The sequence below is a fragment of the Fibrobacter sp. UWB12 genome, from assembly GCF_900142485.1.
GTDB lineage: Bacteria > Fibrobacterota > Fibrobacteria > Fibrobacterales > Fibrobacteraceae > Fibrobacter.
In genome coordinates this window covers 89,561-101,028 of sequence record NZ_FRAZ01000010.1, presented here as the reverse complement: position 1 = coordinate 101,028, position 11,468 = coordinate 89,561, and the positions used below count along the sequence as shown (strand labels likewise).

The following is an 11,468-nucleotide window of genomic DNA, read 5'->3' as shown; positions in this document are numbered from 1 at the left end:
GTGAAGCTTGTAGGCTGTAGCCCATTCTTCTTCAGTGTGTTTTTTATACATGAAAACCCCGAAAGTTATGTCCAACTTTCGGGGTTCACATCATTTAAACCGAGGGATTTTTTCATTTATATGTTACCTATTCCAGCCGGAATGCCCGTCACCATAGGCAACGCCACCGCCATTGTCATCGTAACCGCCCAACGACGATGAGCTTTTCACGCCGAGCCAACCGCGCATTCTTTTTATTCGCACGGAATCTTTTGCGACTTCAGCACTCGCGTTCCCTTGCAAGTCGGAGTTCTTTTTATCAGGATTCTCAGCCATGTCATAAATCTCCTGCAAGAATTTTCACCTTGTAAAAATATAGCTATTTACGAAATAACAACAAAGCCAAACATCGTCTTTAAAAATCAATGACCCGAGAATTGAGTCAACGATTCTACGCGATACCCCGAAAGAACATCACGTCCTTTAAGATCGGTAAGTTCTATAATAAAAGCACAACACTCCACTTTGCCGCCAACTTTTTCGATAAGATGTATCGCAGCCTGCGCGGTGCCGCCAGTAGCAAGCAAGTCATCGATAATCACAACGCGTTCACCCGGCTTAACGGCATCTTTGTGAATTTCAATGCAAGCCGTACCGTATTCCAAATCGTACGTGATACCAACAGTTTCACGCGGGAGTTTCCCTTTTTTGCGCACAGGCACAAACGGTTTGTGGAAATGTTCTGCTATTGAAACGCCGAAAAAAAAGCCACGCGCTTCAAGCCCAGCAACAACATCAAACTCAACCTTTTCGAGCCTTTCGTAAAGGCTATTGAGTGTCAACTTGAGCGCATCGGCATTTCCCAAAATTCCAGTAATATCGCGAAAAAGAACACCCTTCTTTGGAAAATCAGGAACAGAAATAATATAGTCTTCGATTTTCATGATTTACCCTCCAACTTTATATTTCAATATAATAAAAAATCGTGCATCATTTTTCATGCACGACTTTTCATCCGTTCTTAATTTATCTTTCATTCTTTTTCGTTCAACACCTCCTTATTTTACATATTTCTTGATAAGCCTAATCATGATATCCGTAAGGCTTTCCACATTGTAATTACCTACAGACGCCTTGATGTGGGAATTGCCGATACCACTGTCATCCGTGAGGAACACATAGGAGCCGCCCGTCGCAACATCAAAGAATCTCAGCATAAATTCCGTATCCTTATCCACACCGCTTGCAGCTACCGGAATCAACTTGATGCCATGTTTTGCATAGAGCATAATAGATTCCTGAAGGCTTTCAATGACACCCGTTTCATGGTGCGCAGGTGCATCGAGAATAAGGAATGCAATACGTGCGCGAGCCGATCTATTCCAAGAAAGATCCTGCAACGAGGCTTCAAGCGCAGAATGAACAGCTTCGGGATAATCACCACCGCCAGAAGCACTCTGCTCAGAAACAAAATCCTGTGTTTCAGAAGCATCATCGGTGAAATCATGGGCACGAGTCAAGTAAGCATCGCCTTCATCACGATAGAACAATGCAGCCGTACGCAATGCCACCTTGCTTTCCGAACTTGCATGGTCAATAATGTAACTGAGATCGGACTTGAGGAATTTAATTTCATCGCTCATGGAACCCGTTGCATCCACGATGAATGCAACATCGGCTTTGGCTTTCGGATGTCTGATTTCATCATCGACAACAACGTTTACATTTAATTTTTTATCATCCATGGTAGTGAGCTTAATCGATTCCTTGACCCAATCACCATCGACTTTCAGCGAATAATCCTTGGCTTTAAGCTTTTTGGAGCTATCCTTGAACAAATTAATCCAGCAATATGCATACCCGGCATTATCCGTCTTGGTTGTAAACTCTATAGCATTACTGTTAAATAGTTCCACATCGACATTGGCGATACCGACCCTGTTGCCATCGACCACTCTTACCACTACGAGGTTTTTCGGGAAAAAATCCCAGTAATCGGTTTTTCCACTGAAATCATCATCATCGAGAAGATTTGTCCAAAATTTCCAATTGTCCAAATCATTCCATTCGCCAGCCGTGAGAAGTCCCGCCCTTCGACTTTCATTCCTACCGCTGCGCCTTCTTCTATAAGAGGACTCATCGTCACGTTCAACGACTCGTTCATGGCGTTCAGAGACTCGGACCTTGCTTTTTCTTGAAGACGGTTCATCACGAGAAACCGACATATCATAAGATTTTAACGATCTTCCAGTTTTCGCTTTAGAAGTTTTTATACCTGAAGCGCTCCCTCCAAGCAGTCCCGCTAAACCATCGCCAATACCGCCTGAACCAGCAGCAACATAACCTTCGTTAAACGCTGCAGACTTCCCGCGTCTTCCGCCAAGCACTGTTTTTCCCGATGTAGAAAGACCGCTTACTTCTTTCATTACTTTATCTATATCTTTTGCAAATTTAGCTTCTCCAGAAACAGGTCTTGAAGCCATCAATTTTAGCACACCGCGATCGACAGGCGCCGCCTTTGGCATCCCTTTAGAGCCATGTTCCTCCGCTCGTTCCAACCTTGGGCCGTCATCTTTGACAGTGTACACAGTTGCAACTTCCACGCGTCCGTCATCGGACTCATCGACACTGGTGGCTTTATTGTCAGTTGTTTTTTCATGATCGCTACCACCGCAGAAAAATACACACAGCAATGTGCCAGTTACCGCAATCACAGCGATCAGAGCGAACAGTTTGTATTTCATGTTTTTCATGATGTCCTCCTTGTTTTTTCTTTCAAACTAGCACATTCGATTTTGCGAAACCAACGATTTTGCAAAGAAGGCAGATAAATGATTTTTACAATTTTCATTGTAATTTTTTTGTCATTTAATTACACAATTCCTTTACACAAACAACCCCCTAGCAAAGTTTCTCCAAATTATCTATTTTTGCTCGTCGTCCATTTTTCGCGGAGCCTATATGCCAGAAAAATTTTCGAAATGGGTTGCCTGCTGGGGTAATGCCACATCCATCACAGACCGCAAAGAAGCTACATACGCCAAGGATTTAACTCTCCGCTATCCGATTCGCGCCTGCTTTTCGGGGAGCAAATTGCGGTTTCATTTTTCGAATCTCACCGGCACTGAGCCCGTAACCATCAGCGAAGCGTACATCGCAAAATCTGCGCAATCCCAAACGGCAAACGCGCAGTCTTACATTCCAACTGCTATCACTTTTGGCGGCAAGAATTCTGCAAGCATCCCTGCAGGCGAAGAAATCTTGAGCGACGAAATTCCGTTTGACGTAACCGCAGGTGAGACATTCGATGTAAGCCTCTACTTTGCAGATTTCACACAAATGAACGCAGGTACAGCCATCACGGGGCCGCTTTCGGGCGGCAAGTATAGCTACGGCAATTTTGCAAAAAGCGAAACGCTTCCCGACGACCTCACACGTAAAACCAACTGGATTTACTTCCTCAATACCATCGACATTTTCACCGAAGAAAAGAACTTCGCACTTGTCTGCTTTGGCGATTCTATCACGGCACAGGACTGGCCCGATTACCTCGCACTCCGTTGCGCTCGCGAAGGTTTCAACAACGTATCTATCATCCGTCGCGCCGTTAGCGGCACACGCATTTTGCGCGAATACAGTTGCATCACCTACGCAGCATACGGACTCAAAGGCGCCACGCGCTTCCCGATTGAAATGAACGTTGCAGGAGCTCGCACCGTTATCGTGCAGCACGGCATTAACGACATCATCCACCCCGTCGGTGTCGAAGTCAACAAGTTCCGCCCCTGGAGCGACATGCCTACAGCAGACGACCTCATCAACGGCGTCCGCTCACTTTACATCACGCATGCACGCAAGCTCGGTCTCAAGATTTACAGCGGCACGCTACTGCCGATTTACGGTTGGCGCACCTACAACGAAAATCGCGACATCATCCGCACCGCATTTAATGAATGGTTGAGAACCGCACCGGATTTTGACGGCTGCGTAGACTTCGACAAGGCTGTCCGCGGGCACGACGATCCGAAGGCTTTTGCGGCAGGCTTCGACTCGGGCGACCATCTGCACCCGAGTGCCAAGGCATACGAAGCTATGGCCGAATGTGTTCCCGAAGAATTGCTTAAATAATTTTCGCCAATCGAGACATTAAATATTTATTTTAAGTCTATGAGCTTGAAAGATTCCATTAAGCAACTTCAGAAACGGGAGCATATCACGCAAGACGAACTCATGCGTCGTCTTGGTTGTACCCGTAGTAGCATTATGGAAGGCAATTCTGCCGAAGTGGCAGCAACATTCGATTACGCATTCGGAGAAAATTCTATTCACGATTCGCACAACGATGACAAACTTCGCAAAGGCTCTCGTGAATCCAAGGAACTCGAAAAACTTCTCCCGTGGGCCCGCAAGTTCCCTATCCGCACTTTGCAAAGCATGGGGCTCATTCCCACGAACGTCAAGGACGCCGACCTTGTACGCGCCATTTTCCGCTTTATGCAAATCGGAAGCATTGCAGGTTTCAAAAACTATTACAGCACCACGTTGCAATCCATGAACCCGCAAACGTACGCCGCCTGGATACGCCTTGGCGAATTGCGCATCGAGCGTTCAACAACCGAATACACTCCAGACTACGAAGCAATCCTTTCAAACTTGAAATTTTTGCGTACAAACGTTTATCTTTACGGTCAAAAACTACGCAACATCGCCCGTGAAGCTCTGAACAATTGCGGAATCGAAATTATCGAAGTAGAACCGTTCCTCACGGCACCCACTCCGACATGCGCCTTTTACTGGAGAGGCTATCGTCCTGTCATTCAATTCCCGACAACTAAAATGGACGACGCCAAGTTCCTTGAAGCATTGTTCCATGCAGTAGCACATGTACTTTATCACCCCTTGCGTACCTCTTGCTTGCAACTGGGTAATCAAATGAACGCGCAGTGCACCCCTGCTACCGCCAAGAACATCCAAGAAATCGAAGCTGAAACATTTGCACAAAACATAATGCTTTCCGAAGCCGAAGAATGTGAACTCATCTGTTGCGGTCGCTTTAATGAACGCCGTTGCATCCAGCATTTTTCAGGGCTGTTCCATGTGCGCCCAGGAATTCTCGTTGAGCGCTTACAGCAACAAGGCAAAATCAAGCGCAACTCATTGCTGAACGATTTCAAAATCGCAGTATAAAGGAGAAGCCCGCTCGGAGGCGGGCTTGACATCATAAAATCGCGAGTATTCTTCGCAAATTAGTAGTTCACAGCGAAGAAGAGGTTCCAGCTCTTGAAGCCCTTGGTAAAGTCAACCTTCGTAGCAAGGATGTTGAAACCAAAACCGGCTTCGAGCTGAACGGCAGAATTGTGGAAGAAGTTCAAACCGACTTCACCGCCCAAGCACATACCGAAAGCACCAATCCAGTCGTCAAAGAAGGCGTCAACTTGGAAACCAAGACCAATACCAGCGCCGACAAACGGACTTACGATTTCATCAAGCGGAGAAAAACGGCCACCGATAAGCATATTGCCTTCAAGTTCCCAGTCCGTGCCAAATTCGGCATGCCAGTTCGAAATCGCCGTAATAGCGCCGTGGGTCGTCATTTCCCAAATGTGACCGTAGCGGATAAGCGGGAATGCCGTGACGTGATCCTTTTCAGGATTCTTCACGTCATCCTTATAGTTACTCCAGAAAGAAAGGCCAAAACCAGCCGTCTGGAAACTATAAACCGGACGCTGGAGTTTTTTCTCCGGTTCAATAGTGTCGTAGTTCTGAGCAAATGCCGCAAGGGCGAGGAAAGTAATGAGTAAAAGAATCTTTTTCATATTTAGAAATATACAAAAAGATTACACAACTGGAGCAAAGAACTTTCAACCATTCTATATTTTACAGCACTCATGAATAAAGCCGCTATAATTGTTGCCGTTTCTATGCTTCTGAGCCGCGTGCTCGGGATTTTCCGTGAAATGCTACTTGCCCACGCCGCTGGCGTGTCGCTCGAAAAAAACGCTCTCGACCTCGCGTTCATGATTCCAGACATCCTGAACCACGTCGTAAGTACCGGTTTTTTGTCGATTATCTTCATTCCGATTTTCACGGGCTATAAAGTCGCAGGTGACGAAAAGGCCGGCTGGAAGTTCTTCAGCAACGTGCTCAACACGTTTGGGCTTGCGCTTTTGATTCTCGTGATTCCGGCGTTCATCTGGATGAAGGAACTCATCTCGCTTTTGACCGTCGATGGCGTGACGCCCGAGCTTTTGGAACGCGCAACTTACTACGGCCGCATTATTTTGCCGGGGCAGATTTTCATCTTTGTCGGTAGCATCCTTGTCGCGGTTCAGCACACTCGCAAGCAGTTCCTGATTCCCTCCCTCACGGGCCTTATTTACAACATTGCGATTGTCGGTGGCGGTGCCGCAGGCCTCGCACTCAGTAAATACACCGGCAACGATTACGGTCTCTCCGGATTCGCCTGGGGCGTTCCGGTCGGCGCATTCATCGGATTTTTCGCCCTCCAGATTTTTGGCGCCAAGCGTGGCGGCGTCCATTACGAACTGATTTGCGAACCCAAGCATCCGGACATTATCCGCTATTTCAAGATGATGCTCCCGATGTCTCTTGGCGTGGGTTCCATGTTCGGCCTTGAATTTATTATCCGTAGCTTTGGCGCAAACTTTGGCACGAGCGGCATTTCGAGCCTCAATTACGCTTATCGCGTCATGTACACGCTCGTTGCAGTATTCGGATTCTCGGTCAGCGTCACGAGCTACCCCGACATGGCGCGTCTCGTCAAGGAAGGCGACTTCCCGCAACTGAACCGTAAAATCTGGAAGAGCCTCTCGCGCATGTTCTGCATCTTGATTCCGGCTGTTGTCGCCGTGTGGGCATTGAGCTTCCCGGCAGTGCGCATTCTCTTTGAACGCGGCGCGTTCCACCGCGAAACAACCGAAGCGATTTCTGAAATTCTCCGTTGGTACTTGCCCGTGAGCCTTGGGCTTTGTTTGCAGGCCGTTCTCGTCCGCAGCTTCTACGCTTGCGAACGCATGTGGGTTCCGACACTTTTGAATACCGGTATCTTTGCAGCGACCATCCCCGCCTACATTTTGCTTGGCGCCCCCGAAGTGGGGCTCGGCATCAAGAGCGTTCCGATTATCGGCGCTACAGGCGCCATCCTGCAAGTGATTTCGATGATTTTCATGTGGGCTAAGAAGAACGGCACCGACGGCATGAAGGAAGCAATCTTCAACATGGCACGCGCCCTCGTCGCTTTCGGCATCATGATTGCAGCCGCCATCGGTCTCGATCACATCTCTGGAGATTTTGTCCGCAATGCGGGTTTTGTAACGCTCGTCGTTTACGCCTGCGCCGCTGGAATCGCGCTCTTTACGCTTACGCTCATTGTCCAGCGTTACCTCGGCAGTAAAGACGCCAAGGATATTTTGAACGAACTTTTAGGAAAGGTTCTTCGCAAGCTGCATTTGGCTCATTAACTCGCGCATTAAGATCATTCTTGTCAAGCCCGCCGACTACAACCGACCATGGTATTCATCATCCCGCGTCGGCGGTAAAATTTCTTCTGGCAACGTCCCATAATCAGAGACGTCATCTTTTTCAAATCCGTTAATCATCCATTTGAAAAAGCCTACAGTTCCGCCGAGCACAGCCCCGGTTGCAAAACCAACCCCAGCAGCACTAAGCGCAACAAGTTTGAGAGGAAACAGGCGCAAATCCATTACATCCACTGCATGGAACTTACCGCTACCATTCGTAGCCACGAACCAACCGGGAACAGCCATAGTCGTAGCCGTATTCGCACCATAACGAATCATGGGGTTCGGGTTCGTGCTCACAGAACAACCTACAAGGCTCAGCACAAGCAACATGCAAATGATTAGTTTCATAGAACTCATTTAGTCGGCGGTAAAATATCTTCCGGTAAATCGGAATATGCAGCATCATGGTCGTCTTCAAAACCGTTAATCATCCACTTGATAAATCCAACGGTTCCACCGATTAAACCACCAACAAGGCAACCTACACCAGCGACAGCAAGCGATACCCCAAACGCAGCAAAAAAGGCATCATCGCGTTCTTTTTGTCTTTGTTTTTCACTATCGCTCATATAGCTTTTATCTTTATCATCTTCGTCTGCAGCGCCAGCCACCACAGCAATAACCGCAGCCCCAGCAAGCCCTGGTAACGCCATCGTTGCACCAGCATTCGCCCCATAACGAATCATGGGGTTCGGGTTCTTGCTGACGGCACAACCCACAAGGCTAAGTGCTAGCAACACACAAATAATCGGTTTCAAAAAGTTCATACCCGTAATATAAGGCGACGGCTGCAATTCACAAATAACGTCACTAAAAATTTTTGACAATGTAGCAAAAATTAACGATAAAACGCAAACAAAAAAGCCCGGCGATTCCACCGAGCTCCGTAATATTTATCGTATAGAAATTCTCACCTTGTAAGAGGTCGTTGCCCCACGGACCTTTACAATGTAATTCCCGGCAGGTATCGCACTTAAAAGATGCGAGGATTCCAACGAGCCTTCAGTAGATTGCCCGACTCGACCATTCCACACGATATGGCCCGTCAAATCCACAATCGTCACTGTCACCGGTTCATTTACACGAGCAATCGAAATGGAACGACCATCGACCTTCACCTGCGGCATGGCAACATGCATTTTATGCATTTTCGGAGCCGTTATAGCAGTAGTTCCCGGAGCCTTTGAACCAATAACCGGTTCCGCCTTCTTGTTCTTGTATAACGGAGCCACGGCTTCGGCCCACAAGCGGTGCATCGCCTGGCCACCCAACGGGTTTGCCGGATGTACACCGTCTTCGGAAATAAGTTCCGGATGAGCCAAGAAAAAGTTGTAGAAATCCGGACCCGGCATCAAGTTATTGTCTTTGACAAGCTTGTCAATCGCATCCAAGAATTCCTGAGGAACTTGCCAACCGGAATATGCCGGATTGGTAGCAATCATACGAGCAATAATCGGTGTAATACCATGAGCCTTTGCAGTATCGATAATCATCTGCATGTTTCTTGTGAACTGCTCGACAGTATAATCGTTACCGACCCAAGCATCGTTCGTACCCATTTCGATAGCCCAATACTTGACATTGCCAGCGTATTCGGCATAATACTTAAGTGCATCGGCAACACCCTGGCTTGCAACACAAGCAATACCGCCACGAATCATTGCCGGATAATAATCTGGGTAACGTGCATGAATCAACTGCGAAAAGTTCGAATCCACAGCAAACTGCTTCATCCCCATCTGGGTAATACTTGTACCCATGAAAAACCACGTATCATCACCGCCATCGCTAATGTCATACGCACTGACTTCTTCCAAATAAATTGCCGGAGTCGAAGCCAAAATACGGAACCAAGACATTCCTTCAAAATCAATGGCAATACCACGGGATGCCGCACCACTCTCGCCAATTTCAGCAGCAATCTGCCAATCGCCGTCCACACCATTTGTTGAATTTGCAGACGTCATGATCTTGAAATTCTGCAATGTGGAACCAATCGAAACGTTATGCAAGCAGCCCTGCGCATACACGTAATCTTGGCTAGCCCATGCTTCGTCACCACGAGTATCCCACGTGACGAACAATTTTTTCGGACCCACTCCCACATTCAATGCAAAATCATTCACAATGGTAATTTGGTTAGAATCCAATTTACCATCTGTATAGGCCAAAGGATTTAAATAATTGGCCACATCCCCCGCAACATAAAGGGGCTTACCTATGCTTACATTAGGATTCGCCGTAATAGCAAATGCACTACCACAAGCGACCGCGCAACCAAGCGCAGCACCTAAAAGCATATGTGTAAATTTATCCAAGGACATACCACACCCCATATTTCACGCCAATAATTATAAAATAGGTTATTATGGGGTAAATTTAAAAAATGTATGAAATTTGACATATCAGAAAAGGTGACACACGTCACCTTTTGACATTTAAATCGATGAAATTCGGCACAAAATAGAATACTCCAAACAGTAGTGTTAGCAATTTTTTACTTAATGGATATCTTTGTAGAGTAATTGCTATTTGCACCGTTAATATTTACAAAGTAATTCCCTGCGGGCATTTTTGGAAATCCCGCTGAGCCGTTCCATACGACGTGTCCCATGGCATCCATGATGGTCACGCGGTCATTCTCGCGCAATCCGGAAATTGAGATTTCACGACCGTTCACGCTCACGCGCGGCATTGCAAAATTCACATTGTGCATTTTCGGGAGAGACGTTCCGCCACAGCCAACAACATCTGGCAAACCAGCGCAAGGATCGTCCTTGTACAAAGGCGCCACCGTCTCCGCCCACAAACGGTGCATCGACTGTCCGCCCTTAGGCTCTGCCGGGTGTACGCCATCGCTTGCAGAAAGTTCTTCGGGATGTTTCAAAAAGTAATTATAGAAATCAGGGCCATTCGGAAGCTCGTTATCAAACGTGAGTTTGTCAATGGCATCGAGGTAATCCTGATGCACCTGCCACTTTGCAATTTCAGGATTCGTCGCAATCATGCGAGCGATAATCGGAGTAATGCCATGAGCTTTCGCCGTATCGATAATCGTCTGCAAGTTCTTCGTGAACGTTTCGACATTCGCATTGCTGCCGCCCCATGCATCGTTTGTTCCCATTTCAATCGCCCAGAACTTTACGTTCCCTACGTATTCCACGTAATACTTGAGTGCATCGACAACGCCCTGACTCGTAACGCAACCAATGCCACCGCGTAACATCGCCGGGTAGTAATCCGAAAAACGTGCGTGCACCAACTGCGCAAAATTTGAATCAACGGTGAACTGCTTCATGCCCATCTGGCTGATGCTCGTGCCCATGAAGAACCACGTATCGTCCCCGCCATTGCTGATGTCGTAAGCACCGACTTCTTCGAGATTTTTCACCGGAGATTCAGCCACGATGCGGAACCAGGACTTGCCTGCAAAATCGATCGCAAGCCCACGGGACGTAACACCGCTCTCGCCCACTTCGGCAACTGTTTCCCAATCGCCATCTACGCCGTTCGTCGTATTCGCCGACGTCATCACCTTGAAGTTCTTTAAAGTTGCGCCTTCGGCAAAGGAATGTTGGCAACTCGCTGCATGCACAAATTCTTCGCTTGCCCAAGCCTCATCGCCACGAGTTTCCCATGTGATGAACAGTTTTGTCGGGCCCTCGCCCACATTCAGCGCAAAATCTGACACCGACGCGACCTGGTTAAAGTCAAGCGTTCCATCGGTATAAACTTCTGGTTTCCAGTTGGAATTGACAGCACCCGCCACGTAGAGGTTCTTGCCCAGACTCACGTTCGGATTCGCCGTAATTGCAAAAGCACTGCCGCATGCGCAAGCTAGCGCAACACCTAGCACTTGCAAAACTCTTGTATTTTTCATTTTACACCCCAAAACTTTATATCCTGTTTATATAAGAAATTGCTCTTCAGAAAATAAACAATTAT

Annotated in this window: 11 protein-coding genes; 3 read left to right on the top strand and 8 right to left on the bottom strand. The window is 47.4% G+C overall.

The window, feature by feature from the left end; all coding sequences use genetic code 11:
* Window positions 1–123 precede the first annotated feature (123 nt).
* From BUA34_RS14185 to BUA34_RS14175, 3 genes are all read right to left on the bottom strand, one after another.
* On the bottom strand, window positions 124–315 hold the full coding sequence (locus BUA34_RS14185; RefSeq protein WP_072830689.1) for a hypothetical protein: 192 nt from the start codon (window positions 313–315) through the stop codon (window positions 124–126).
* Window positions 316–401: 86 nt separating this feature from the next.
* Window positions 402–926 (bottom strand): adenine phosphoribosyltransferase, encoded by a 525-nt coding sequence (locus BUA34_RS14180; RefSeq protein WP_072830687.1) that lies wholly within the window; start codon window positions 924–926, stop codon window positions 402–404.
* A 111-nt stretch (window positions 927–1,037) separates the two neighbouring features.
* Entirely contained in the window at window positions 1,038–2,732 is a 1,695-nt protein-coding gene (locus tag BUA34_RS14175; RefSeq protein WP_254794495.1) for a vWA domain-containing protein, read from the bottom strand.
* A gap of 208 nt (window positions 2,733–2,940) precedes the next feature.
* Here BUA34_RS14175 and BUA34_RS14170 point away from each other — a divergent pair, with 208 nt between their 5' ends.
* Together BUA34_RS14170 and BUA34_RS14165 are read left to right on the top strand one after the other, a co-directional pair.
* Window positions 2,941–4,107 (top strand): SGNH/GDSL hydrolase family protein, encoded by a 1,167-nt coding sequence (locus BUA34_RS14170; protein WP_072830685.1) that lies wholly within the window; start codon window positions 2,941–2,943, stop codon window positions 4,105–4,107.
* A gap of 45 nt (window positions 4,108–4,152) precedes the next feature.
* On the top strand, window positions 4,153–5,166 hold the full coding sequence (locus tag BUA34_RS14165) for a hypothetical protein (protein WP_139255959.1): 1,014 nt from the start codon (window positions 4,153–4,155) through the stop codon (window positions 5,164–5,166).
* A gap of 59 nt (window positions 5,167–5,225) precedes the next feature.
* Here the strand turns inward: BUA34_RS14165 and BUA34_RS14160 are convergent, their stop codons facing one another.
* Entirely contained in the window at window positions 5,226–5,795 is a 570-nt protein-coding gene (locus BUA34_RS14160; protein ID WP_072830680.1) for a hypothetical protein, read from the bottom strand.
* A gap of 72 nt (window positions 5,796–5,867) precedes the next feature.
* Here BUA34_RS14160 and murJ point away from each other — a divergent pair, with 72 nt between their 5' ends.
* Window positions 5,868–7,460, top strand: a complete 1,593-nt coding sequence (murJ, locus tag BUA34_RS14155; protein WP_072830678.1) for a murein biosynthesis integral membrane protein MurJ — start codon at window positions 5,868–5,870, stop codon at window positions 7,458–7,460.
* Between the two features lie 36 nt (window positions 7,461–7,496).
* On the opposite strand, the gene BUA34_RS14150 is transcribed toward murJ, so the two are convergent.
* The 4 genes from BUA34_RS14150 to BUA34_RS14135 all read right to left on the bottom strand — a co-directional run bounded on the left by BUA34_RS14150 (window position 7,497) and on the right by BUA34_RS14135 (window position 11,403).
* Complete coding sequence (locus tag BUA34_RS14150; protein WP_254794494.1) at window positions 7,497–7,871, bottom strand: hypothetical protein; 375 nt, start codon at window positions 7,869–7,871, stop codon at window positions 7,497–7,499.
* Window positions 7,872–7,876: 5 nt separating this feature from the next.
* A complete protein-coding gene (locus BUA34_RS14145; RefSeq protein WP_254794493.1) occupies window positions 7,877–8,290 on the bottom strand; it encodes a hypothetical protein in 414 nt (137 codons plus the stop codon).
* A 126-nt stretch (window positions 8,291–8,416) separates the two neighbouring features.
* Complete coding sequence (locus tag BUA34_RS14140; protein WP_072830672.1) at window positions 8,417–9,847, bottom strand: T9SS type A sorting domain-containing protein; 1,431 nt, start codon at window positions 9,845–9,847, stop codon at window positions 8,417–8,419.
* 173 nt (window positions 9,848–10,020) lie between these two features.
* A complete protein-coding gene (locus BUA34_RS14135; protein WP_072830670.1) occupies window positions 10,021–11,403 on the bottom strand; it encodes a hypothetical protein in 1,383 nt (460 codons plus the stop codon).
* Window positions 11,404–11,468 lie beyond the last annotated feature (65 nt).